The sequence below is a fragment of the Bradyrhizobium quebecense genome, from assembly GCF_013373795.3.
Classification (GTDB): domain Bacteria; phylum Pseudomonadota; class Alphaproteobacteria; order Rhizobiales; family Xanthobacteraceae; genus Bradyrhizobium; species Bradyrhizobium quebecense.
In genome coordinates, this window is the sequence record NZ_CP088022.1 from 5,286,999 (window position 1) to 5,311,459 (window position 24,461).

General features: G+C 65.2%; 25 protein-coding genes and 1 pseudogene. 11 read left to right on the forward strand and 15 right to left on the reverse strand.

The annotated features are described in order from the left end of the window. Positions 1-86 precede the first annotated feature (86 nt). Positions 87-323 carry a hypothetical protein gene (locus tag HU230_RS25450; RefSeq protein WP_092124162.1) on the forward strand — a complete coding sequence of 79 codons (237 nt, stop codon included), beginning with the start codon at positions 87-89 and terminating at the stop codon, positions 321-323. 392 nt (positions 324-715) lie between these two features. Here HU230_RS25450 and rpoD read toward each other — a convergent pair whose 3' ends face one another. Together rpoD and dnaG are read right to left on the reverse strand one after the other, a co-directional pair. Continuing rightward, positions 716-2,848, reverse strand: coding sequence for an RNA polymerase sigma factor RpoD (gene rpoD / locus HU230_RS25455; protein WP_092124161.1), 2,133 nt, complete (start codon positions 2,846-2,848; stop codon positions 716-718). A 253-nt stretch (positions 2,849-3,101) separates the two neighbouring features. Beyond that, on the reverse strand, positions 3,102-5,123 hold the full coding sequence (gene dnaG, locus HU230_RS25460; protein ID WP_176529345.1) for a DNA primase: 2,022 nt from the start codon (positions 5,121-5,123) through the stop codon (positions 3,102-3,104). Between the two features lie 210 nt (positions 5,124-5,333). Here dnaG and HU230_RS25465 point away from each other — a divergent pair, with 210 nt between their 5' ends. Next, positions 5,334-5,888, forward strand: a complete 555-nt coding sequence (locus tag HU230_RS25465; RefSeq protein ID WP_176529344.1) for a chlorite dismutase family protein — start codon at positions 5,334-5,336, stop codon at positions 5,886-5,888. Positions 5,889-5,893: 5 nt separating this feature from the next. On the opposite strand, the gene HU230_RS25470 is transcribed toward HU230_RS25465, so the two are convergent. From HU230_RS25470 to HU230_RS25480, 3 genes are all read right to left on the reverse strand, one after another. Further along, a complete protein-coding gene (locus tag HU230_RS25470; RefSeq protein ID WP_176529343.1) occupies positions 5,894-6,292 on the reverse strand; it encodes a gamma-glutamylcyclotransferase family protein in 399 nt (132 codons plus the stop codon). Between the two features lie 150 nt (positions 6,293-6,442). Then, positions 6,443-7,252: a transglutaminase-like domain-containing protein gene (locus HU230_RS25475; protein WP_176529342.1), complete on the reverse strand. Its 810-nt coding sequence runs from the start codon at positions 7,250-7,252 to the stop codon at positions 6,443-6,445. 2 nt (positions 7,253-7,254) lie between these two features. Then, on the reverse strand, positions 7,255-8,157 hold the full coding sequence (locus tag HU230_RS25480) for a transglutaminase family protein (RefSeq protein ID WP_176529341.1): 903 nt from the start codon (positions 8,155-8,157) through the stop codon (positions 7,255-7,257). 102 nt (positions 8,158-8,259) lie between these two features. Between HU230_RS25480 and HU230_RS25485 the strand changes: the two genes are divergently transcribed. Next, positions 8,260-9,057 (forward strand): N-formylglutamate amidohydrolase, encoded by a 798-nt coding sequence (locus HU230_RS25485; protein ID WP_176529340.1) that lies wholly within the window; start codon positions 8,260-8,262, stop codon positions 9,055-9,057. A gap of 147 nt (positions 9,058-9,204) precedes the next feature. Here the strand turns inward: HU230_RS25485 and HU230_RS25490 are convergent, their stop codons facing one another. The 4 genes from HU230_RS25490 to HU230_RS25505 form a co-directional block, all read right to left on the reverse strand. Then, the gene (locus tag HU230_RS25490) at positions 9,205-9,387 is read right to left on the reverse strand and encodes a hypothetical protein (protein ID WP_176529339.1); all 183 of its coding nucleotides are present in this window, start codon (positions 9,385-9,387) and stop codon (positions 9,205-9,207) included. Between the two features lie 7 nt (positions 9,388-9,394). After that, positions 9,395-10,483: a PepSY-associated TM helix domain-containing protein gene (locus tag HU230_RS25495; RefSeq protein WP_234633892.1), complete on the reverse strand. Its 1,089-nt coding sequence runs from the start codon at positions 10,481-10,483 to the stop codon at positions 9,395-9,397. 281 nt (positions 10,484-10,764) lie between these two features. Continuing rightward, a complete protein-coding gene (locus HU230_RS25500) occupies positions 10,765-10,941 on the reverse strand; it encodes a hypothetical protein (RefSeq protein WP_176529337.1) in 177 nt (58 codons plus the stop codon). 9 nt (positions 10,942-10,950) lie between these two features. Then, positions 10,951-11,184, reverse strand: a complete 234-nt coding sequence (locus tag HU230_RS25505) for a DUF6894 family protein (protein WP_176529336.1) — start codon at positions 11,182-11,184, stop codon at positions 10,951-10,953. A gap of 179 nt (positions 11,185-11,363) precedes the next feature. Here HU230_RS25505 and HU230_RS25510 point away from each other — a divergent pair, with 179 nt between their 5' ends. From HU230_RS25510 to HU230_RS25520, 4 genes are read left to right on the forward strand one after another with little or no spacing between them, the layout of a single operon-like run. Next, a complete protein-coding gene (locus HU230_RS25510) occupies positions 11,364-12,038 on the forward strand; it encodes a TetR/AcrR family transcriptional regulator (protein WP_176529335.1) in 675 nt (224 codons plus the stop codon). Then, on the forward strand, positions 12,035-13,405 hold the full coding sequence (locus HU230_RS43675) for a molybdopterin-dependent oxidoreductase (protein ID WP_275949072.1): 1,371 nt from the start codon (positions 12,035-12,037) through the stop codon (positions 13,403-13,405). The genes HU230_RS25510 and HU230_RS43675 overlap by 4 nt, the downstream gene beginning before the upstream one ends. After that, positions 13,402-14,715: a xanthine dehydrogenase family protein molybdopterin-binding subunit gene (locus tag HU230_RS43680; protein ID WP_275949093.1), complete on the forward strand. Its 1,314-nt coding sequence runs from the start codon at positions 13,402-13,404 to the stop codon at positions 14,713-14,715. The genes HU230_RS43675 and HU230_RS43680 overlap by 4 nt, the downstream gene beginning before the upstream one ends. Continuing rightward, entirely contained in the window at positions 14,712-15,635 is a 924-nt protein-coding gene (locus HU230_RS25520; RefSeq protein ID WP_176529334.1) for an FAD binding domain-containing protein, read from the forward strand. The genes HU230_RS43680 and HU230_RS25520 overlap by 4 nt, the downstream gene beginning before the upstream one ends. A 27-nt stretch (positions 15,636-15,662) precedes the next feature. On the opposite strand, the gene HU230_RS25525 is transcribed toward HU230_RS25520, so the two are convergent. The 3 genes from HU230_RS25525 to HU230_RS25535 form a co-directional block, all read right to left on the reverse strand. After that, a complete protein-coding gene (locus tag HU230_RS25525; RefSeq protein ID WP_176529333.1) occupies positions 15,663-16,280 on the reverse strand; it encodes a LysE family translocator in 618 nt (205 codons plus the stop codon). 202 nt (positions 16,281-16,482) lie between these two features. Next, positions 16,483-17,025, reverse strand: a complete 543-nt coding sequence (locus HU230_RS25530) for a hypothetical protein (protein ID WP_176529332.1) — start codon at positions 17,023-17,025, stop codon at positions 16,483-16,485. A 7-nt stretch (positions 17,026-17,032) separates the two neighbouring features. Further along, positions 17,033-18,478 (reverse strand): LVIVD repeat-containing protein, encoded by a 1,446-nt coding sequence (locus tag HU230_RS25535; RefSeq protein WP_176529331.1) that lies wholly within the window; start codon positions 18,476-18,478, stop codon positions 17,033-17,035. 120 nt (positions 18,479-18,598) lie between these two features. On the opposite strand from HU230_RS25535, the gene HU230_RS25540 reads away from it, so the two are divergent. The 4 genes and pseudogenes from HU230_RS25540 (at position 18,599) to HU230_RS25555 (ending at position 20,378) form a co-directional block, all read left to right on the forward strand. Beyond that, positions 18,599-18,913, forward strand: coding sequence for an ArsR/SmtB family transcription factor (locus HU230_RS25540; RefSeq protein ID WP_176529330.1), 315 nt, complete (start codon positions 18,599-18,601; stop codon positions 18,911-18,913). Continuing rightward, the gene (locus HU230_RS25545) at positions 18,906-19,370 is read left to right on the forward strand and encodes an SRPBCC family protein (protein ID WP_176529329.1); all 465 of its coding nucleotides are present in this window, start codon (positions 18,906-18,908) and stop codon (positions 19,368-19,370) included. The genes HU230_RS25540 and HU230_RS25545 overlap by 8 nt, the downstream gene beginning before the upstream one ends. Then, positions 19,363-19,830, forward strand: a complete 468-nt coding sequence (locus HU230_RS25550; protein WP_176529328.1) for an SRPBCC family protein — start codon at positions 19,363-19,365, stop codon at positions 19,828-19,830. Before HU230_RS25545 ends, HU230_RS25550 begins: the two co-directional genes overlap by 8 nt. Before the next feature lie 32 nt (positions 19,831-19,862). Further along, positions 19,863-20,378: pseudogene (locus HU230_RS25555) on the forward strand (SRPBCC family protein). 3 nt (positions 20,379-20,381) lie between these two features. On the opposite strand, the gene HU230_RS25560 reads toward HU230_RS25555, so the two are convergent. The 3 genes from HU230_RS25560 to HU230_RS25570 form a co-directional block, all read right to left on the reverse strand. Further along, positions 20,382-21,185, reverse strand: a complete 804-nt coding sequence (locus HU230_RS25560; RefSeq protein WP_176529327.1) for a DUF2189 domain-containing protein — start codon at positions 21,183-21,185, stop codon at positions 20,382-20,384. 85 nt (positions 21,186-21,270) lie between these two features. Further along, positions 21,271-22,881, reverse strand: a complete 1,611-nt coding sequence (locus HU230_RS25565; protein ID WP_176529326.1) for an acyl-CoA synthetase — start codon at positions 22,879-22,881, stop codon at positions 21,271-21,273. A 56-nt stretch (positions 22,882-22,937) separates the two neighbouring features. Further along, positions 22,938-24,458, reverse strand: coding sequence for an FAD-dependent oxidoreductase (locus tag HU230_RS25570; protein ID WP_176529325.1), 1,521 nt, complete (start codon positions 24,456-24,458; stop codon positions 22,938-22,940). Positions 24,459-24,461 lie beyond the last annotated feature (3 nt).

The following is a 24,461-nucleotide window of genomic DNA, read 5'->3' on the forward strand; positions in this document are numbered from 1 at the left end:
ACGCCGCCGAATCATGCAGGGCAGATCGGCACGAGCGGCAGGTAATTTGCTTTGACAGCGGCGGCCTGATCGGGGACAAGCCGCCCATGCCGAAAAAACCCGGGACCAATCCCAAAGGCGAATTTGCCTTCTTCAACGTCTTCTATGAAGACGGCTCGCAGCGCTCGAACCGCCGCGTGCCCTCGGAGCTGCTGGGCGGCCTGGACGGCGACGAGCCGGCGCGCGCCTTCCTGCGCGAGCAGGACCGCGAGATCGCCGAAAAGGGCGGCCGCCCGCCGCTCGAGATCAAGACCATCGAGCGCGTCGGCGCCAAGAAGAAGTAGCGCGCGGGCCGGTCACATCTGACAACGTATCCGCTGAGCTGTCGTCTCCGCACACCGCAAGCGTCGGAGCAAGCGGCACCCCTCTCCCCGCCCCTCCCCCGCAAGGGGGGAGGGAGCCCCTCCGCCACTGCGTCCCTCACATTGCGACCGACGTACAGCGCGTCGTGGCGCGATGTGCCGTTGTGACGCGACGGCAAGATTGGTGAAGCACCGTCAGGCGAGCACGCTCGTCAGGCTCCCTCCCCCCTTGCGGGGGAGGGTTGGGGAGAGGGGTGGCCCCGGGCGCCGGCGCTTGAATTTTGCGAGATCTCTACAAATGAAAACGGCGGGCCCTTCCCCGCCGCTTTTGTCTCGATGGATGCCCGGGTCAAGTCCGGGCATGACGACCCGAATTAATTATCGAGGAACGACCGCAGCTTCCGCGACCGTGACGGGTGCTTCAGCTTGCGCAGCGCCTTGGCTTCGATCTGGCGGATGCGCTCTCTCGTCACCGAGAACTGCTGGCCGACTTCTTCCAGCGTGTGGTCGGTGTTCATGCCGATGCCGAAGCGCATGCGCAGCACGCGCTCCTCGCGCGGGGTGAGCGAGGCCAGCACGCGCGTCGTGGTTTCGCGCAGGTTCGATTGGATCGCCGCGTCGATCGGCAGGATCGCGTTCTTGTCCTCGATGAAATCGCCGAGATGCGAATCCTCCTCGTCACCAACCGGAGTTTCGAGCGACAGCGGCTCCTTGGCGATCTTCAGGACCTTGCGGACCTTCTCCAGCGGCATGCCGAGCTTCTCGGCGAGCTCTTCCGGGGTCGGCTCGCGGCCGATCTCGTTCAGCATCTGGCGCGAGGTGCGGACGATCTTGTTGATCGTCTCGATCATGTGCACGGGGATGCGGATGGTGCGGGCCTGGTCGGCAATCGAGCGGGTGATCGCCTGCCGGATCCACCAGGTGGCGTAGGTCGAGAACTTGTAGCCGCGGCGATATTCGAACTTATCGACCGCCTTCATCAGGCCGATATTGCCTTCCTGGATCAGGTCGAGGAATTGCAGGCCGCGGTTGGTGTACTTCTTGGCGATCGAGATCACGAGGCGGAGGTTGGCTTCCACCATCTCCTTCTTGGCCTGACGGGCCTCGCGCTCGCCCTTCTGCACGCCGTGCACGATCTTGCGGAATTCGCCGATCTCGAGCCCGGTGAGCGCCGCCAGCGACTGGATCTCGTGGCGCAGGTCCTTGATGCGGTCCTTCTCGTGATGGACGAAGTTCTTCCAGCCCTTGGCCGACAGCTTGGAGACACGGTTGAGCCAGCGGGGGTCGAGCTCCGAGCCCTGGTAGTTGCGCAGGAAATCCTCGCGCGCGACGCCGTGGCTGTCGCCGAGGCGCAGCAGGCGGCCCTCGAACGAGACCAGCTTCTTGTTGATGTCGTAGAGCTGCTCGACCAGTGAATCGATGCGGGCCTGGTTGAGGCGCAGCGACTTCACCTCGACGATGATCTCGTCCTTCAGCTTCTTGTACTTGCGCTCCTGCGAGGGCGACAGCGACTCGCTCTGCAGCTGGTTGGCGATGTCCTGCTCCTGCAGGCGGCGCAGCTTCTTGTACTCGGACGCGATCTTGTCGAAGGTCTCGACCACCTTCGGCTTCAGCTCGGCCTCGATGGCGGCGAGCGACATCTGGTTCTCGAACTCGTCGTCGTCCATGTCGGACTCGGCGGCGGCTTCGGCCGGATCCTTCTCCTCAACGCCGGCTTCGCCACCGGCGGGCGCGGCGCGGAACGGGGTCGGCGCCGGCGGCGCTGCGGGCGGCGCGACATGGGCCGGCGCGCCAGCCTGCACATCGCCGCCATTGCCTTCAGCGGCGGCGCCCTCGGCGCCGTTGTTGCCGATCAGGTTCGGATTGATGCCGCCCTTCGACTCGGGGCCGGCATAGGTGGCTTCGAGATCGATAATGTCGCGAAGGAAGATCTTTCCTTCGTTGAGCTCGTCGCGCCAGATAATAATGGCCTGGAAGGTCAGCGGGCTTTCGCAGAGGCCCGCGATCATCGCCTCGCGGCCGGCCTCGATGCGTTTTGCAATGGCGATTTCGCCCTCGCGGGAGAGCAATTCCACCGTGCCCATCTCGCGCAGATACATGCGCACCGGATCGTCGGTGCGCTCGCCCGGCTCCGACTTCTTGACCTCGGTGACGGCCTTCTGCGTGACCTCGACGAGCTCGTTGTCGGTCTCGTCGTCGCCGTCGTCCTTCTCGTCCTCGCCTTCGCTGTCATCCGCCTCGGTGACGTTGATGCCCATGTCCGAGAGCATCGACATGATGTCTTCGATCTGTTCGGGCGAGGTCGTGTCGGAGGGCAGCACTTCGTTGAGCTGATCGAAGGTCACGAAGCCGCGCTTCTTGGCCTGCTTGATCATCTTCTTCACCGCGGCATCCGACAGGTCGAGCAACGGCGACGGCGCGTCAGCGGCATCCTTCTCAGGAGCATCCGCTGCCTTGTCGTCTTTTTCCTTGTCCTTAACCTGCAGCGTCTTTGCCTTGGTGGCCATTCACTAAGCTCCCGAAACGCGGTCATGCCAGATGGCGCCACGCACGCGCATCCGCACGAAATCTAGATTTACTCTCTCGACGCACAAAGGGCGGCGCACACTATCGCCACCCCTGTCATCCGTCTCGACGGTTTCCATCTTGAAATAGCCGCGAGGCTATTAAGTTTCGCTTAACCCTGTTTTTGCAGCCAAACCATGGATTTGGCGAGTCTTTTTGCGGGTGCGGCCAGCGCCGTCCGCAGCATTTTTGTTATCAGACATTACGCTGGAACCGGCCCGATAATTCGCCGAACCCTTCAATCAGGGCTTCGGTCCCGTCGGCTTCTGCCATCCGGGCCTGGATATCCTGCAACCATGCCAGATTGGCCTCGCTGGAGTCTTCAGCCAAAGCCGCTTCCGCATCTTTTCTTTCCCTAAGTAAGGCGTGGGTTTTCTGATGCAAGGCAACGAGTTGACGCCAGGTCGATAAAACATCCTCGCGCGCGGCGCCGATCTGCGCCCCCCACACCGCCTGGGTTGTGATCGCCCGCTCAACCCTTTGAAGAATATGCGATAATCCGCCCGCCTCGAGGTCGGAACGCATCTTCTCGGCCTGCTCCTCGACGTCAGGGGAATGGTGATGGTCGTGGGCAAAGGCCGCAATGATGGCAGCCCGCAGCTTGTGGGCCTCGGGATGGGCGAGCTCCAGCGCCGCCACCTCCTCGAGATGGTCGTGCAGCAGCCAAGGGTGATTGATCAGGGATTGCAGGATCAGCGCCTCGCGGCTCGAGATCGCGCTGCGCTGGCCGCGCATGATCGGGCTGTTGGCCAGTTGCTGGCTCGCGGCCTGATAGGGGCCCCGTGAAAACCCGGGGGTGGCACCGCCCTTGGCGCCGAACCGGCCGGCTTGGCGACCTTGGCCCGGGCCGCGGGGGGCAAACTGGCGGGGTGATTCGCCACCGCGGCCACCGCCGAAATTGCCCCTGTTGCCGTAGCCGCCGCGGCCGTAACCGCCGCGTCCCCCCTCCGTGGCAAAGTTGCGTTGCAGCCGCTCCTGCAGGTCCTGCCGGTAATAGCGGCGCACCACCTCGTCGCGGATGCCATTGGTGAGCTCTCCGATCCGCGCCTCCAATGCTGCGCGGCGCTCGGGGGTGTCGAAATTGCCGCCCTCGATCTCGCGCGACCAGATCATTTCGGCGAGCGGCCTCGCGGCGCCGATCACATCTTCGATCGCGCCGCGGCCGCCGGAGCGCGCGAGATCGTCGGGGTCCTGCCCTTCCGGCAGCAGCGCAATACGCAGGCTCTTTCCCGGCTTGAGCTGGGGCAAGGCAAGGTCGGCGGCGCGATAGGCGGCCTTCTGGCCGGCGCGGTCGCCATCGAAGCAGAGGATCGGCTCGTCCACCATCTTCCAGAGCAGCGCCAGCTGGTTCTCGGTCAGCGCGGTGCCGAGCGGCGCGACGGCGCCGGGAAAGCCCGAGGTGACCATGGCGATGACGTCGACATAACCCTCGACGACGATCAGCTGCGCGCCGTCATGCGCGGCCTGGCGCGCGGTGAACAGGTTGTAGAGATTGTCGCCCTTGTGAAACAGCGGGGTTTCCGGCGAGTTCAGATACTTGGCCGGAACGTCCTTCTCCAGCGCGCGGCCGCCGAACGCGATGACGCGGCCGCGGCCATCCGTGATCGGGAACATGACGCGGTCGCGGAAGCGATCGAACGGCACCGGCTTGTCCTCGCCGGACACCAGCAGCCCTGCCTCCACCATGTCTTCGGTGGAGATGCCTAACGCACCCAGATGCTCCTTCAGCGCAAAGCGATCCGGCGGCGCATAGCCGATCCGGAACTGGAGCTGGGTCGCCGGCGAGATGCTGCGGTCGGCGAGATAGCCGCGCGCCTTGGCGCCGCCTCGCGAGGCCAGCGTGTCGGCGAAGAACTTTGTCGCCAGTTCCATCACGTCGTGCAGGGTGCGGCGATGCTGCTCGTGGCGCGCCGCATCGGGCGTTACGGCCGGCAGCGGGACACCCGCCATCGCGGCGAGACGTTCCACCGCCTCGGGGAAAGTCACGCCCTCGGTCTTCATCAGGAAGTCGAAGATGTTGCCGTTCAGCCCGGACGAGAAGTCGAACCAGGCCTGCTTCTGGTCGTTGACGAAGAACGACGGCGTCTTCTCCTGCTGGAACGGCGACAGCCCCTTCCACTCCCGCCCGGCCTTCTTGAGCTTGACGCGCCTGCCCACGACTTCCGAGACCGGAAGCCGGGCGCGCAGCTCATCGAGGAATTCGGGCGTGAAACGCATCAGGGTGATTCTGGGCTCGGGCGGCGAATCGCGGACAACCGGTTAGCCATATAGCGGCTCGGCCGGGCATGCCGAACAATGTGGGGCTTTTCCGGGCTATTCACAGGCCTGGTCCGTCACGGCTCCGTCGAGCGGGCTACCCCCGAATCCACGGTGGAGAGCCTGCACGGCAAGCTTGCCCCCTCCCCGCTTCCGGGATTGGATAGCGCCATGTTCACGACATTCAGGGGCGGACAGAGCGGCGGCTGGCAGGTCACGTCCATCACGCGGGTGAAGGGCGAGACGCTGCCGAAGGTCGCGGCGCTGTCGATCGTTGCGAGCGACTCGATCGCGCTGCCGCTGTTGCCGGCGCAGACCTCCTGGCGGCTCGCCGGCGTTGCCAGCTATCTGCGCTACACCGAGAAGGAAGAGCGCGAGAAACTTGCGGCCGTGCAGGCCGGGCTTGGCCGAAGCGAGGCAACGCACGCGGCGCTGATCCCGATCAGGAAATCTGCGGCGTGGTGGGAGCTGACGCAGCAGGAGCGCCGCGAGATCTTCGAGGACAAGTCGCACCATATCGCCGGCACCTTGAAATTCCTCCCCGCCATCGCCCGCCAGCTGTTTCACGCCCGCGACCTTGGCATGCCCTTCGACTTCCTGACCTGGTTCGAATTCGCCCCCGAGCATGTCGCCCTGTTCGACGAGCTGGTCGGCATGCTGCGCGCGACCGAGGAATGGAGCTATGTCGAGCGCGAGGTCGACATCCGGGTCGAGCGGGAAGTGTGAAGCAGTCAGTGCTCGAGAAACTTTCCTGACGCGATCCGCGGCAGCTCAGTGACCGGCCAATTGTAGAGATAGGTCCACGCCTCGCTCACGCTGCCGTCGGCGAGCGTGACAGCAAGCATCTCGCGGAGATATTCGGTCGGCGGTGGAAAGCCTTCACCGCAGGCTTCGTACATGTCGAATTCGCGCAGCATGGCTTCGCGCTCGCGCAAGCGGAACATTTCACCGTGCACGATGTCGGCGGGATCGTCCGATATGACCAGGCCCGGATAGTGCTTCACCAGGTAGAGCCGGCCGCGACACTGCGCCGGCCCGAGGAATTCGGCATTGCCTGCGAGCAGCTTGGCCATCGGATGGTCGAAACCGCGCATCAGCGTGCCGTAGACGAAGAGAAGGTCGGAGATCATCAGAATTTACACAGCCGTCATTGCGAGGAGCGAAGCGACGGAGCAATCCATACTTCGGTTTTGCCCCGCGGCTCAATGGATTGCTTCGCGGAGCCTGTCATCGGGCGCGCATTCGCGCGACCCGTTGGCTCGCAATGACGAAGGCGTAACTCACGCCACCACCTCATCGGTCACCACGACGAACTTCGTCAGCGTCATACGGCCGAAACTCGTGGTGAGCGCGACGTCGGCAGCGTCGCGGCCGGTCGCCATCAGGATGCGGCCGATCCGCGGCGTGTTGTGGCGGGCATCGAAGGTGTACCACTGGCCCGACAGATAGACCTCGAACCAGCCGGAAAAATCCATCGGCGCGGGATCAGGCGGGACACCGATGTCGCCGAGATATCCGGTGCAGTAGCGCGCCGGAATGCCCATGCAGCGGCAGAAGGTGAGCGCCAGATGCGCGAAATCGCGGCAGACGCCGGCGCGGCCTTCATAGACATCGTGCGCCGACTTCATGTGATGGGCGTGCTCGTAGCCGAACGTCACATGGTGGTGCACGAAATCGGTGATCGCCTGCACCCGCGCCCACCCCTGCGGCGTGTTGCCGAACAGCGACCAGGCGACATCGGTCAGCTTGTCGGTCTCGCAATAGCGGCTCGGCATCAGATAGAGCAGCATGTCATCAGGCAGCTGCTCGATCGGAACCTGCTGTGCCGCCGGATTGACGACATCGGGCAGCCCGGAATCCCGCACCAGCGCGCTGCCGCGGAAAGTGACGCCACCGCCGGGGGCGACCAGACGCCCGCAGACATTGCCGAAGCCGTCGCGATAGAGTCCGATCGGGACATCCGGCTCGGCCGAGATGCTCTCGGTGCCGACGATATCGGCGTAGCGTGACGGATGGATCGACAGCATGATCACCATCGGGGTCGGCTGCGGAGCTGTGTAGGTGATCTCGAAGCCGACCTTGATCTGCATCGTCAGGCCGTCTCCCGCTCCGCCGCATTCTCGCCGACCGACACGACCTTGATGTCGATATCCAGGTCCAGAAAGGCATCGGTCGGGCCGAGATAGACGCCGTGCAGCGGGATCGCCTGGCGGGGATCGCGCGCGACAGCGACGCGGATCAGATCGCGCGTGCCGACGATGCCGTTGGTCGGATCGAACTCGATCCAGCCGGCGCTCGGCAGATAGACCTGCACCCAGGCATGGGTCGAGCCACCGCCGACATAGCCATGCGCGCTGTCGGTGGGCATGGCGAGATAGCCGGAGACGAAGCGCGCGGCGATGCCAAGCCGGCGCAGCGCCTCGATCATGAACAGCGCATAGTCGCGGCAGGTCCCGGACTGCGTCCGCAGCGTATCGAGCGGGTGCTGGGTGCCATGCTCAAAGCGCTTGCGATAGCTGAATGCCTCACGGATGCCATGCGTCATGTCGCTCAGGATCTTGAACGTCAGGGTCGGCGCCTCGACATCGAGGAAGCGCCGCGCCCAGGCCGACAGCTCGCCGTTCGGGTCGCCATATTGCGGCGTGATGAACTGCTGCAGGTCGGGGAATTCCTCATCGTCGTAGAGGAACGGATAGAAGTAGGCGGCGTCGTCCGGCGTCAGCGCGAACCTGTCGGCCGGATTGTGATCCACCGTCGCGGTCGAGACAAACGACAGCGTGTCGGCGCGCTCGTCGAAGGTGGCGATCGCGACGCTGTTGCCGAACACGTCGTGGATCCAGCGCAGCGACATCGGCGGCGGGTCGATCACAAGTGCGCTGTCGAGCACACGCAGATCATGGCCGTCGCGGGGGCGCAGCATGATGCGGTGTTCGCCGAACGCCACCGGGCGCGCATAGCGATAAACGGTCTTGTGATGGATAGTCAGGAGCGGCATCTTCAAACAATCATCGTGATTTGGGCCGCTAAATCTATAGAGAATGCTGCTTGATTCCAAACCAGCATGCCCCTTGAATAGGCAAAGTTGAGGAAAAAGCCCGTGAATCACGCCGGTGGCCCGTTCTTTCTGCTGACAAACACCGATGTTTCACCGGTTCTTGAACATAATCCTGGCGGCCGCTCGCCGTTCCTTCTGACTTGCGATCATTATGGCAGGCTGATTCCCTCCCCGCTCGGCGACCTCGGCCTGCCCGAAAGCGAGCTCGTCCGGCACATCGCCTGGGACATCGGCATCGCCGGCGTCGCAACCCAGCTCTCCGACCTGCTCGGCGCGCACCTGATCGCGCAGCGCTACTCGCGGCTCGTGATCGACTGCAATCGTCCGCCGCATGTCGCAGGCGCGGTACCGCTGATCAGCGAAGCCACCACCGTTCCCGGCAATGAGGGTCTGTCGCGCGAAGCCGCCGAGATGCGCCGCGCGCAGATCTTCGATCCCTATCACCAGCGCATCGACGAGATCATCGACAGACGTGCGCGTCAGGGCATTGCGACGGTGCTGGTGTCGCTGCACAGCTTCACGCCGGTCTATGCCGGTATCGCGCGTCCCTGGCACATCGGCACGCTCTATCACCGCGACACCGCGCTGCCGCCGCTGCTGCTGAAGCATCTGCGCAGCGAGGGCGATCTCGTGGTCGGCGACAACGAGCCCTATGCGGTCAGCGACGAGACCGACTACACGATCCCCGTGCATGGCGAAAAGCGCGGCCTGATGAATTCCGGCATCGAGATCCGCCAGGACCTGATCTCCGACCAAGCCGGCGAGACGGCATGGGCCGAGCGTCTGGCGCGCATCCTCGGCGAGATCGAGACGACACTGCGTGCGGAAGCGCGGGTCTAGCGCGTCGAACGCAGCAGCTGGTCGTCCGCCCGGACAGGCGTCTTGAGACGTCGCGGACGAAGCAGCCGCTTCTTCATCGAGCGCGCGACAGTCGTCTTGAGCCGGACCTGGCCGGCCCATCGTCGAACCGCGATCCAGCCAGCCTGATCAATTCGGTCGGCGCCGCCAGATGAACAGCAGATAGAGCAGCACGGGCAGGCCGAGCGCCACCCAGGAGACGGCATCCCACCAGCCGTCGCCGACAAGCGCGCTGATCAATCCCACCGTGCTCACGATCGCGATCACGAGCGGGGCGGCGAAGATCTGGCTCAATGAACGATGTGCGACCATGCTGATGTCACGACGTGAGCGCGGGGTTATCGATCGAGGCGGCGTTGGCGATGGCGCGTTCCTGGCTGACGCCCGCCCTGCGCCGGCGCATCCACAAATACACGCCGGTGACGAGGATGAAGATGGTGAGGATATCGAGCAGCGCCCAGACGATCTTGAGCGGCATGCCGCCGTAATCGCCGAAATGCAGCGGCTGTGAGACGTAAAGCGTCGACACGTACCAGGGCATATCGCGGCTGTCGGTCAGCGTCCCGGTTTCCGCATCGATCAGTGCGGGCTTCAGCAGCCGCGAGGTCAGCGGTGTATCGCCGTGCAGGAACACCGCGTAGTGGCTCTTGCTGCTGAACAGGGTCCCCGGGAATGCGACGAAGCTCGGCGTCATTCCAGGCACCGCGTGCCTCGCAACCTCAACGGCCCCATTCAGCGAGGTCAGCTTCGACGGCACCGGCCGGTCCTTGTACTGCGCGGTCATCTCGGCGAGCTGGCCGAATTGCCACATCTTGAGGACGAGGTCCGCCCAGGTGTTGATGACGCCGGTGAAACCAACGACCAGCGTCCAGGCCACCAGCAGGATGCCGGCGAGATTGTGGACGTCGAGCCAGCGCACGACGCGGGTCCGCTGCGCGCGGTAGGCGCCGAAGCGCAGCTTTCGCATCGACGGCGCGTAGACGACGATGCCGGAAATGATCGCGACGCAGAACAGGATTCCCATCAATCCAAGGAACAGCTTGCCGGGCAGGCCCGCGAACATGTCGGTGTGCAGCTTCAGCATGATGTAGGTGAAGCGGCCGGTCACGTCGGGGGAATCGAGATAGGCACCGGTATGCGTATCCATCCGGATCAGGAGGTTGTTGGTCGGATCGGCGTCGATCGCCAGACCAACGCTGACCCACATCGCGCCGGGCTCGTCGCGATCCCAGATCAGGAAGTGAGGCACCTTGCCCGGCGCGCGCGCGAGCGCGTTGGCGAGCAGATGATCCAGATCGGCCGGCGGCGTGCCTGCGGGCGCCTCGGTCGGCTTGACCTGGCTGTGCAGGAGATCGTCGATCTCTTCATGGAAGATCAGCGGCAGGCCGGTGATGCACAGCAGCAGCATGAACAATGTGCAGATCAGGCTGGTCCATTTGTGGACGGCGCCCCATCGCCGCAGGGATTTGGTCGTCGCAGTCAACTTCGCTACCTAATTCCAGTCTCCATTCTTGCCGTCACTAACACGATGAACGAAGCGTGCAGTCGCGCGGCGATTAGAACCCGTCCAGTGTTGGACTTATCGTCGGTCGTGTTGCGATCACGCAACGAGAGCGTCCGGGACCTGCGACGATGCGTCTCGGCCCTCAGCGCGATTTCCTGGGATCGTTCTAAATTGGATCTCCGCGTTCAGCCGGCTGACGCGGCGTGGATGGGATGCTTCGCACGCCATTTGGGGCCCGGCCCGCGCATGTAGTGCAGCTCGGGCCGGTAGGGATCGCGCATTCGCGCGATCAAATTCTGCCAGCCGGTCGCGAGCGTGTTCAGGCCGCGGCGCAGAGGTAGCAATGACTGCAGCGACAGCATGGCTTCCTCTCAGTGCGGTTTGCCGAGAACGGATGCGAAGGACAGGATGACGATCTCCTCGCCGGCCTCGTCGCTGACATGCACCGCCCAGTCACGCCAATCTTCCAGGCTGGCGGTTGCGACCAGCGATCGCATCATGCAGGTCGCCGCCTCGCAGGCCTCGGCGAGGCCCGTCACCGAGGCGCCGCGGCGATCCATCAACACGCCGCGTGTATTCGAGCAGTGGAAATAGACCTGCGTCATGTCCGTATCCTCGCAAGCTCCGGGCGATCGGGCTCGCCCTTGCATGACGAAGCTTTACGCGGGCAGCGCGCGACGATCCGTGATGCGGCTCACACAAGCGCGAGACGGCCGCCAGGCCGCGCCGCCGCCCTCACCAAATCGCGATTTGACAGTTCTCCTATATTTGTCAAAATCGTCAAATGGGACCGAAAACCCGCATCCTCGATGCCACCATGCTGGTATTCCGCCGGCACGGCTTTCGCCGCTCCTCGATCGAGCAGGTCGCCGAGGCGGCCGGGCTGACGCGGCAGGCGCTCTATCATCATTTCGAATCCAAAGAAGCGCTGTTCCGCGCCGTGATCGAACGCGTGCATGAGTCCGCGATCGCGGCCGAGGAGACTGCGGTTGCCGAGGCAGAGGCGGCGGACGGCAATCTCGGCGACATCCTTGCCGCGGGCATGACCGCGCGGATGTCGACCATGATCGCATCGCTGGACGGCTCGCCGCATCTCGAGGAATTGTATTCCGAACACCTCGTGCACGCGCGCGACCTCTACCAGACCTATGCCGCACGCTACGCGGAGCGAATGGTCGCGACGATTTCGAAGATCGTTCGGAAGCAGCAGCTTGCGCTGCCGCAGGAGCTCTCGCCGGCCGAATTCGCGCGGCTGGTCGAAATGTCAGTGTACGCATCGAAGTCGCAGTATCCGGCGATGCACCCGGCGGATGCGTTCCTGAAGGACATGGCCATGATGGTACGAACGCTCTGCGCGGGCGCCTTGCCAAAATCCTCGCCGAAATCCGGGAAGCTGCCCGTCAAGAAGGCGGCAATCAAGGACAAGCCGGCACGCCGCAAGACAGGAGGACGTCCATGAACACGACGACCATCAATGGCCGCGTTGAATCGCTGCCTGATGATCCCGATGCGCTCTTGATCGACATCGTGCGCGACCAGCTCAAGCTCACTGGCACCAAGCTCGTGTGCGGTGCCGGCGTCTGCGGCGCCTGCACGGTGCTGGTCGACGGCGCGCCGGTCGCAAGCTGCCTGATGCCGGCGCACGCCGCGGCCGGCAAAGCGGTGACGACGGTGGAGGCCATCGGCGCCGCTGGGCTGCATCCGGTGCAGAAGGCGTTCATGGCGCATGACGCCCTGCAATGCGGCTTCTGCACGCCGGGCTTCATCGTGGAGGCGACCGCGTTCTGCAACCGCTGGCGCGCGACCAGGGGAACGGTCGTACCGTCACGCGAGGAGATCGGCGCGGCGCTGTCGGGCCATCTCTGCCGCTGCGGCGCCTATGACGGGATCTTCCGTGCGGTGGCGGATGCCTGCGCCGGCCGCTTCGACGGCGACAATGTCACAGCGCCCCGGATCGAGGCGCGCGACAAGGTGACGGGCGCGGCAAAGTACACCGTCGACATCAAGCATGACGGCCAGCTCGAAGGCCTGATCCTGCGCTCGCGCGAGGCGCATGCCCGCATCACCGCGCTCGATCTGGCACCGGCGCGTGCGCTCGCCGGTGTCGCCGCGGTGTCGCTGCTCGGCGACGATCGTATCGTGCGCTATGTCGGCGAGCCGATTGCGGCGGTCGCCGCAAAGGACCGCAGGACCGCGCTGGCCGCGCTGGCTGCGATCAAGCTGACCAGCGAACGGCTGCCCGCGGTGGTCGGGCTCGACGCCGGGCGCAAGGACGGCGCGCCTGTGGTGTTCGACAAAGCGAGCCGCAAGCGGGCAGGCAACGTTTCGGAGGCGGCCGGCGGGCCGGCGCCATGGAAGCAGAACATCCGCGGACCGACTGCGGTGTTCTCGAAGCGCGCCAAGAAGGCCCGCAACTGGGTCGACGAGGCGCGCCAGGCCAACAACCGTCTGCTCGTCGAGGCCACCTTCCGCACCGCCACGCAACAGCACGCGTGCCTCGAGCCGCATGCCGCGGTAGCGCGCTTCGACGGCGACCGGCTGACCTTGCACGCCTCGACCCAGCAGGTGTTTCACCTGAAGGAGCAGATCGCAAAGCGCTACAAGCTCGATCACGACAAGGTCCGCGTGATCGCCGATCACGTCGGCGGCGGCTTCGGATCGAAGGCGAGCCTGGGCATCGAGACCATCGCCGCGATCGAGCTCGCGCGGGAGGCGAAAGCGCCAGTGAGAGTCGCCTACGATCGGCAGGAGGAGCTGTCCGTCGCCGGCTATCGTCCGGCCGCGGAGCTGAAGGTCGCGCTGCTCCCGTCCGAGCAGGCGGCCTGAAGGCGCTCTCGGTCACCGCGCACGCCGATACGGGCGCTGCGACCAACTCGACTATCGCGGGCCTGGTACGGCTGATCTATCCGGCCGAGGCGAAGGATCTTTCGGATTTCGACGTCATCAGCAATCTGCCGCCCGGCGCGGCCTTCCGCGGCCCCGGCGGTCCGCCGATGGCATTCGCGGTCGAGCAGTCGATCGACGAGGCCGCGCTGCGGCTCAACGTCGACCCGATCGCCCTGCGCAAGCGCTGGGATCCCGATCCCAACCGCCAGCGGCTCTACGACTGGGCATCCGGGCTCGAGATCTGGCGCAACCGGAAACCGGCGCAGAATGGACGCTATCGCCGCGGCATCGGCGTGGCGACCGGCTACTGGCTCTATCTCTGGCAGCCCAATGTGAAGGTCGAGGTCGCGGTCAAGGCCGGCCGCATCGTCGCCAGCACTGCGACGCAGGATATCGGCACGGGCACCCGCAGCGTGCTCGCCGACACGATCGCCCGCGAGTTCGATCTCGAACCGGCTGACATCGACGTGCGGATCGGCGATTCGTCGCTGCCAGAGGGGCCGGGCTCCGGCGGCAGCCGCGTCACCGCCTCGGTGATGCCGCCGACGCTGCAGGCGGTGCGGAAACTGAAGGCCGCGATCCTCGAGCAGGCGACAAGAAAGCCCGTGCCCGGCTCGAACGCTCCCTGGCGCGAGCTGATCGCGCGCTCGCCCGACATCGCGGTGACGGAGACGCGCGGCGAGGACGGCAAGAACACCGCGCCCGGCATCCGCTCGCCGCTGCGCGAAGTCGGCCTGATGGGCATGGTGTTCGGCTGGATGATGCGCCGCTTCTCGAACATCGCGGTCGGCGCCGGCGTGCCGAGCTCGGTGCAGGTGATCGAGGTGGAGGTCGACACCTGGCTCGGCCATGTCCGCGTGCTCAACGTGCACACCGGCATCGCGGTCGGCAAGATCGCAGCGCCGGCGCTGGCGCGCAGCCAGGCCTGCGGCGCCGTGATTCAGGGCCTCGGCTACGCGCTCTACGAAGCGCGCGAGCTCGATCCGACGACCGGCGACGTCCTGACCGCCGGGATGGAGGATTATCGCATCCCTGGTATCGCCGACACGCCGGAGATCGATGTCCATTTCGACGAAGCCGGCTTCGACCATGTGCTCGGCAACAGCGTCGGTATCGGCGAGGCGTCGACGGTGCCGACCTCGGCCGCCGTCGCCAACGCGATCCACGACGCGATCGGCGTCCGCCTCACCGAGATTCCGATCCGGCCCGACCGCATCGTCGCCGCGCTGAAAGGGAGGGATGCCGCATGAGTGCCGCAACCGCAGACGTCATCACCGCACCCGAATTCCGCGCCGCCGGCACCGATCTGTCGGAGCGCCGCCGCAGCGGCCTGTCATGCGGATCGATCATCGATCTCACCGCCAGTCCCGATACGATCGGGATCGCGTGGGGTGCGGACGGCGCTGCGCGCATCGGCGCCCTCACCGCAATCGCTGCGATCGCATCCGACGCGCGGCTCGCGCAGGCCTATCCCGGCATCGTCGCGGCCGCGCAGGGCCTCGCCACGCCGCAGATCCGGCACATGGCGACGCTCGGCGGAAACCTCGCCCAGCGTTCGCGCTGCTGGTACTTCCGCAATCCGCAGATCGCCTGTCTCAAGAAGGGCGGCTCCGACTGTCCGGCGCGAGCAGGAAATCATCTCTATCACGTCGCGTTCGATCTCGGCCCCTGCGTGGCGCCGCATCCGTCGACCATGGCGATGGCGCTGCTGGCCTATGATGCAAAGATCGTCACTGACCGGCGCAGCGGATTATCGATCACCGACCTGCTCGGCGACGGCAGCAACGGCACGGTCGACAGTTTGCTTGCGGCAGGCGAACGGATCGAGCGCATCGAGCTCCCTGTCCCGCTGGCTGGCGAACGCGCGCTATACAAGCGCGCGATCAGCCGTTCGCATGCGGAATGGCCGCTGGTCGAGATCTGCGTGCGGGCCGTGTTATCCGGTGGCACGTTCCAGCAGATCCACATCACGGCCGGCGGCATCGCCCCGGTCCCGCTGCGTCTTGTGGCAAGCGCTGCGGCGCTGCAGGGGAAGCCGGCCAACGCGTCGACCATCGCACAGGCCGCCGAGCTGGCAACATCGGGGGCCAAGCCGCTGACGATGACCGGATACAAGCTCGACCTGCTGACGGGCCTCGTCCGCGACGTGGTCGAGCGGATCGCCGTGTAGCGCTGCAGCGGTTCCGGGCGTGCCTGATTACCGCGCCCGGGTCAGCGCCAGCCAGATGCCGCCGCCGATCATGAAGCCGCCGGAGATGCGCGACATCAGCCGCGTCCGCTCCTTGGAGAAGAATTTGCGGGCGCGGCCAGCCGCCAGCGCGTAGGCGGCGTCGGTCAGCACGGCGGTCGCCATGAAGGTGATGCCGAGCAGCGCCACCTGCGGAATGTGCGGCTTGTCCATGTCCATGAACTGCGGAATGAAGGCGCCGAAGAACACCAAGACCTTCGGGTTCGAGAGCAGCACCAGAAAGCCTTGCAGGAAGAAGCCGCCGCGCGGCGGCGGTGGCCGGTCGTCGGTGCCGACGCCCTCGACCGGCGAGCGGATCAGCTTGATGCCGAGCCAGACCAGATAGGCGGCGCCGGCGAAGCGCACCCAGTCGAACCAGTAGCCCATCGTCGCCATCAGCGAGGTCAGCCCGACCGCGACGATGCCGATCACGATCGCGAGCCCGACCTGCGCACCCAGCACATTGGTGAGCGCGGCGCGCGTGCCGTAGCGCAACCCGTTGGCGATCACCATCGTGACGATCGGACCGGGCAACAGCGCCAGCGCAATGCAGGCGGCGACGAAGGCGAAATAGGCTTGCAGGGACATGGGGAATTCTCTGAGTTGAGCTCGAATTATGCACGTAGAAACTGACAGAGGAAACCGGTTCTTGCTCATTTCTGTCATACCCCGCGAAAGCGGGGTATCCAGTACGCCGCGGCTTATCCGCAATGCATCGGCGCCTCTGGAATGCTGGGTCACCCGCTTTCGCGGGTGACGACAGCATTTTCGGACGCACGAGATCAGCTTCTCACCGGCCTTCCATCGCGGCCGTCATCCACGCTCCGATCTCTCGCGACTCCAGAAATTTCAACGTCGCGCGCTGCACCCGCGCGGCGTCGCCCCTACCCTGCGCCGCCACCGCCATGAGATCGCAGCGGTGCGAGGCCGCGATGCCGATCGCGGTACGCTTCCCCTCGGGCATCTCGATATCATACGCCCTGATCCGTCCGCGCATCTCGGCGACATCGACGACATCGCCCGCCTTCAGCGGCACAAATCGCGGCCTGATCATGTCGACATCGGAAACGCGATCGACCTCGTCGTCATCGGCGACGCCGCTGTCGCAATTGCAGAAACCAAGCTTCGGCCGGAGATAGACCTCGACGTCGGTGCCGCACTCGGCCGTGCCGCACCGGAAGGCGCGGCCGGCCGGCCAGCCGTCACGCGGAAACGGCCAGGCGATCTCGCGCCATTGCGCGGGGCGCGGCGGCGCCATCTCGTAGCCGGCTACGGCCGACAGGCCGCCGAGCGCCAGGAACATCGCCACGATGACCGGCCATGAGCGCGTCATCGCCGGCTCACGGCAGACCGGCGACGGCCCGCGCCGCGCCGGTCAGTTCGAGAATGTGCAGGCCGGTGTTGGCGCGGTCGACCGCGTAGATGTAGCCGCGCTCGTCGGTCTCGACATTGTTGGTCTGGATTGCGACCTTGCAGCGGTCCTTGCCGTCGATCGTGACACAGCGCTTGTCGGTCGCCGCTGTGATGGCGGGAATGAAGTACCCGACTTCCCTGGGGTGATAGGGATCGCGGATATCGAGCGCGCGGACGCCGGCGTTGAAGAAGGCGATGAAGGCGAGCTTCTTGTAATAGATCGGCGCCATGCTCTCGTTCGACGAATGCGAGCCGAACCGGCCGCCGCGCTCGCAGAACGCGCCGGAGGCCTCGGGCACCGTATAGCTCGAGATCAGCATCGGCCGCGCCTCGGTGGTGACGTCGGCGAACCACACCATCTGCCGCGCCTCGCCGCATTCGTTCTGGATCGCCTCGTCGACGATCATCACGATATCGCGGCTCTTGCCGTCCTTGTCATTGGCGAATTCCGCGATCGGTATGTCCGGCATCGGGAATACCGTGTGCGCGCCGTTCATCGCCGACAGCGGCATCCGCGCGATCTCGGGGAATTTCAGATTGTCCGGCGTCGGCTCCTTCGGCCCGTTCAACAGCTTCTCGCGATCAACGATCTGCAGGAAGCCGCCCTTGTCGGTGCCGTAGCCGAAATAGACGCGGTTGCTCTTCGGCCCGGTCGAGATCGGCCCGTGCAGTTCGGTCGGCACCGCACCGGTCGCGCCCGGCTCCTGCCCCGGCAGTCCGAAATCCCTGATCTTCTTTGGCTGCGCCGGATCGGAGAGATCATAGATTTGCGTCATGCGCCGGGTGCGCCAGTCCGGCGCGCCCGACACCAGGAAGGCGATGCCGGCCTCGCATTCCCAGAAGTTCTTGTGCGTGTCCTTGAGCCCGCCGATCCGGGTGACCAGCACGGGATTGGCGGGATCGGCGACGTTCCAGATCTCATGCGCCTCGCTGCCGAAGGTGCGCAGCATGTAGACCGCGTTGCGATCTCCCTTCGGCAGATCCTTGCCGTCGCAGATCCGCACCATCTGCGCGCCGCCGGATTCATATTTGCCTTCCTGGCCGGGAATGTGCCGCAGATATTTCGGATGCGCGGGATCGGTGACGTCGACGATCGAGGTGCCGTTCGGCTCGGCCTTGCCGGTCATCGGGTTGACGGGATCGGGAATGTCGTCGGTGCCGCCGTGATGGCCGATATAGGCGATCCATCTGTCGCCCTGGTGATGGATGGTCGGCTGATAGGCGCTGCGTGCCTGCAGGTCGCTGGTTCCAACCAGCCGCATGTTGGAGGCTTCGGGCGGGTCGCCGATCTTCTGCTGCTGGGCGCTCGCGCTGTTTGCGAGCAGGACAACTACAAACGTGCAGCAGCAAGCTGCCGTAACGCGACCACCCATGCGCATCACCTCGAGTTCCGCGCCAATCTGCGTTGGCTGCGCGGGACGCTAGCACGGCGATACCGGCGCCCAAACACACGCTCTTGACATGCAACCATTTGGTTGCCTATTATCCGCCCCATGAATGAAGTCTTCAAAGCCCTTGCGGATGCCTCACGGCGGACGCTGCTTGACCGGCTTTACGATCAGAACGGGCAGACGCTCGGCGAGCTCTGCGACGGCCTCGACATGACGCGTCAGGCCGTCACCAAGCACCTTGTGATTCTCGAGGAGGCCAACCTCGTCACCACGATCAGGCATGGCCGCGAGAAGCTGCACTACCTCAACCCGGTTCCGATCCATCAGATCGGCGAGCGGTGGATCAGGAAGTTCGAGCGCGGGAAGCTCGCCGCGCTCAGCGAATTGAAACGACAATTGGAGAAGCGTGATGAGTAAGCCGGACTACGTCTACGTCACCTATATCGAGACCACGGCCGAGAAGCTGTGGCATGCGCTGACATCGAGCGACTTCACCGAACGCTTCTGGTTCGGCTATCGCGTCACCTCCGACTGGAAGGTCGGCTCGCCCTACCATTTCACCAAGGACGGCCGACGCAGCGTGCAGGGCGAGGTGCTGATCGCCGAGCCGCCGAACAGGCTCGCCTACAGCTGGGACGTGGTGAAGGAAGGCGCCGCGCGCGAACAGGTCTCGCGCGTGACGTTCGACATCGAACCACACGGCGGGGTCGTCAAGCTGACCGTGACGCACGACAATCTCGGTCCGAAGACGCTGCGCGACATCTCCGGCGGCTGGCCGATGGTCGTTGCAAGCCTGAAGAGCTTCCTGGAGACCGGACGCGAACTGCCGGCCGAGCTGCTGACGAGCGGCGCGAAGGAGAGCTGCAATGCCTAAGCCCGAATTCCTCTACGTGACCTATATCGAAACCACGCCGGACAGATTGTGGGACGCGCTGACCAGCAGTAGCTTCACGCGGCAGTACTGGTTCGACACCGAGCTGAAATCGGACTGGAAGGTCGGCTCGCCGCTCGCGCTGGTGATGGGCGGCAAGACCACCGATACCGGCGAGATCCTCGAGGCCGACCGGCCGCGGCGCCTCGCCTACACCTTCAAGCACGTGCTCGACGAAGACATGCGCAAGGAGCCGGCGACCAAAGTGGTCTTCACGCTCGAGCCCCATGGCAAGATCGTGAAGCTGACCGTGACCCATGAGGGCTTCGGCGCCGGCAGCAAGCTGCTCGACGGCATTTCCAAGGGCTGGCCGGCGATCCTGTCCGCGCTCAAGAGCCTGCTCGAGACCGGCAAGGCGGTCACAATCCCGCCTGCCGCGCTCGGGATCGACGGCTTCGAATGACGATGAAAATCTATCGACGGGTGCGTACAGACATGAACATCGAGAAATTCAAGCCGGCGATCGTCTATGCGATCTACATCGCAGCCACACCCGAGAAGGTATGGCAGGCATTGACCCAGGCCGAGTTGAGCCGGCAATATTTCTCCGGCAACGCGGTCGAGGTCGACCTTCGCGTTGGCGGCGCCTACATCGTGCGCACGCCCGACGGCGCGCTGCACATCTCCGGCGAAGTGATCGAGTGCGATCCGTTGAAGCGGCTGACCGTCACCTTCAACGTCAACTAGCCGCAGCTCGTCGAAAAGCTCGGGCCGACGCTCGTGACCTACGAGATCGAGCCAGCCGGCGACGGCGTGAAGCTGACCTTGCTGCAATCGCATGACCGCCCGATCAGCGACGACATCCTGTCCGGCGGCCGCACCGGCTGGCCAGCGATCCTCTCCAGCCTGAAGAGCCTCGTGGAGACCGGCAAGGCCATGGTGATCCCGATGCAGCCGCCGCAGCGCATGATGGCCGCGCTGAAGGAACTGGGAATCCCGATGCCGTCGTGAAGATCACTCCCTTCGCAGCATCGGATCGGCAAAGGAACCGACCGGAACCACGACGCGACGGTAGAGATGCCAGGTCGTGTGGCCCAGCACCGGAATCGTCACGAGCAGGCCCAGGAAATACGGGATCGCCGAGACAATCAATAGCACGACGATCACCGCCGCCCACCCAATCATGGGCAGCGGGCTCGTCACGACGGCACGCACGCTCGTGATCATGGCGGTGACGAAGTCGACCTCCCGATCCAGCAGCAGCGGGAACGATATCACGGTCAGCGAGAACAGAATCAGCGACAGCGCCGCCCCGTCGGCATTGCCGATGGCAAGGAACAAGAGGCCCTCATTGGTGGTCAGCACCACCGTCAGGAATTCGCGGAAGCTGGAAAAGGAAACGTTGAGCCCGAGCAGCAGCGCGAGCAGCAGCCTCACCTGATACATCCAGATCACGAACACAAACAGCGTGACGAACGCCATCCAGCCAATTTCACCACGCGAGCGCAGCTTTGACCAGATCGCGCCGAGCGAAATCGGCTCGCCCGCCTCGCGGCGCCTGCTGATCTCGTAAAGACCGATCGCAACGAACGGGCCGATCAGCGCAAAGCCCGCCGCGAGCGGATAGGCCAGATAGACCATGCCGAGCGCGGTCAGGCACAGCAGGATCGCATTGCCGCCGAGCGTGTAGATCGCACCGAACATCAGTCCGTAGAGCGGCACGGCCTGGAAATCGCGCAGCCCCTGCCCCAGCGCCTCCGCGATATCAGCCACGCGGATCCTGCGCACCACCGGATCGAGCTTGCCAGAAACCGACATCAGTCCCGCCGCGAATGATTGGATGCGCATCGATGCAGGTGGCTGCGCGAGCCGCATTGACGCGGATCAATACTCCGACGCTGACCTAGCCCAGCGCCCGCAACTCGCGCCGCAGCACCTTGCCCGTCGCCGTCATCGGCAGGCTGTCGGCGAACTGCACGAAGCGCGGATATTCGTGGGCGGCGAGCTGCACCTTGACGAACTCCTGGATCTCGCGCGCCAGCGCGTCGCTCGGCGCATAGCCGGGCCGCAGCACGATCCAGGCCTTGATCGATTCGGTGCGGATCGGATCGGGGATGCCGACCACCGCCGACATCGCGACCGCCGGATGCTTCATCAGCGTGTGCTCGATCTCGGACGGGCCGACGCGATAGCCGGCCGTGGTGATGACGTCGTCCTCGCGGCTGACGTACCAGAAATAGCCGTCGTCATCCTGGACGCCGAGATCGCCGGTCAGCAGGAATTCGCCGGCGTATTTCTTGCGCGTCGCTTCCGGATTGCGCCAATACTCGATCATGGTGCAGGAGCACGGCTGGCGCACGCCGATGATGCCGCGCTGGCCCCGCGGCAATTCCTCGCCCTTGTCGTTGACGATGCGGACGTCGAAGCCCGGCGTGGCGCGGCCCATCGAGCCCGGACGGATCGGAAACAGATTGGAGTTGCTGCCGATCACGAGGTTGCATTCGGTCTGCCCGAACACCTCATGGGCATCGATGCCGAAGGTCTCGCGGACCCAGCCAAGCAATTCGCCGCCGAGCGACTCGCCGCCGGTGAAGATGCTGCGCAGCCTGACGCCGGAATTCTTTACATCCGCCTGCCGCATCAGCTTCAGCGCGGTCGGCGGCAGGAACACGTTGCGGATGCCGAGTTCAGCCATCATCTGCATCGCGGCCTGCGGCTCGAACTTGCGGGCGCGGTGACCGACCATCGGAATGCCATGGTACCAGAACGCGAACAGGCCGTTGATCAGCCCGCCGATCCAGGCCCAGTCGGCCGGCGTCCACATCAGGTCGCCGGGTCGCGGCAGGAAATTGTGGCACATCTCGACATTGGGCAGATGGCCGAGCACGACGCGATGCGCATGCAGCGCGCCCTTCGGATTGCCTGTGGTGCCCGAGGTGTAGATGATCAATGCGGGATCGTCGGCCGACGTGTCGACGGTCGCGAATTCCGGTGATGCCGACTCGATCGCGTTCCAGAATGACTTCGTACCGGCCGGCGTCTTTTCGCCGACGATGTAGACGCTCTTCAGCTCGGGCAGGCGATCGCGGATCTTGGCGATCTTCTCCCAGCCGGCTTCATCGGTGATGACGGCTTTCGCCGCGGAGTTCGACAGGCGGAATTCGAGCGCGTCCTCGCCGAACAGCGCAAACAGCGGGATCGAGATCAGCGCCGCGCGAAACGCCGCAAGATGCGCGACCGGCAATTCCAGCGATTGCGACAGGAACACCGCGACACGGTCGCCGCGCACCAGGCCGTCGGCGGTCAGCACATTGGCGAAGCGGCGCGAGGCGTCTGCGACCTCGTCGAACGAGGTGCGCGTGGTGCGGCCATCCTCGTCGACATAGACCAACGCGAGCCGGCCCGAGCCGTCGGCATGGCGGTCGCAGCAGGCCGTCGCCATGTTGAAGCGCGCGGGAACGTCCCAGCGGAAGTTGCTGTAGAGCTCGTCGTAGGTTTTGGCTTCCTGAAGCATGGCTACAGAGTAGACGATTGCCGTCGGACCACAAACCCCTCCTTGAGGGAAAGCGGTCAGGCTGCCGCCCGCTGCATTGCCATCTCGGCCTCAAGGCTTTCGCGGTCGCGATAGATCGACGCGACCGCGAGCACGCGACCGCGGTGCTTGTAGCGGAGCACGCAATCCCTGGCGGCGATGCTGCCGTCCACCGCGATCTCGTCCCACTGCTCGGCGTGGCCGACATAGTTAATCGGGACGTCGTAATGCTGGCTCCAGAAGAACGGCACCGCATCGAACACCTCGCGCTGCCCGAGCATATTCCGCGCGGCGGTCTGGCCCTGGCGCTCGGCCACCACCCAGTGCTCGACACGGATATTCCCGCCGCTGTGCGGATCGGGCCAGCGCACGATATCGCCGGCCGCATAGATGCCGGGAACGCTGGTCTCGAGATGGCCGTCCACTTTCACGCCGCGATCGATTGCGAGCCCAGCTCCTTCCGCCAGCGCCAGCCGCGGCTTTACGCCGACCCCGACCACGACGAGATCGGCATCGAGCACCGGCCCGCTCTTCAGATGCGCGCGCTTGCCTTCGATCGCGGTCACCGTGTCGCCAAGATGGAAGACGACGCCATGCTCCTCGTGCAGCGCGCGGACGAAATCGCCCATCTCAGGCCCGAGCACGCGCTCCAGCGGCCGTTGTTCCAGCCCGACCACGTGAACCTCGACCTCCCTCGCACGCAACGAGGCCGCAACCTCGAGCCCGATGAAGCTCGCGCCGATCACAACCGCGCGTCGCGCTCCGCTGGCCGAGGCGATGATCGCCCGGCAATCGTCGAGAGTGCGCAACACATGAACGTGGGGCTGGTCCGCGCCCGGGATCGGCAGCCGTAGCGGCTCCGCGCCGGTCGCCAGCAGCAGCCGGTCATAGCTGAGCTCCTCGCCGCCGGCGAGCACGACGTTGCGGCGGCCGGTGTCGATCGACTTGACCTCGGTCCTGAGCCTTAGATCGATCGCCGCGTCGGTATAGAAATCGTCCGGCTTCAGCGGCAGCCAGTCTTCCGGCGCGCTGCCGGCGAGGAAGTCCTTTGACAGGTTCGGCCGATCCACCGGCGGCGCGGTCTCGCCGCTCAGCATGACGATGCTGCCGCGATAGTCCTGCCGTCGCAGCATCTCGGCGGCGGCAAAGCCTGCCGCGCCTCCGCCGACGATCACGATGCTGCCGGGCGCATCGCGCGGGCCCTTGACGCGGGGCTTCGGCTGCTCGCGCTTCTCGCGCACGATGATGCGATCGCCCTCTCGCTCGACCTTCCAGACGGCGAGCGCGTTGAAGGCGGGCGCGGCGGTCGCTTCACCGATACGAACATCAAAGCAGGCGTGATGCCAGGGGCAATGGACGATCTCGCCCTCGACCAGGCCTTCGGCGAGCGGGCCGTGGTAATGGCTGCAATGCGCGTCGATGGCGAAGATATCCGCCCCCGAACGCACCAGCAGCACGTCCGCGTCGCCGACATGGCCGAGCAACATCGTGCCCGAGAAGTCGGAGAGCGCCACGCCTTGTGTCAGATCCGGACCGGAAGGAGCTTGCTGATCGGCCATGGC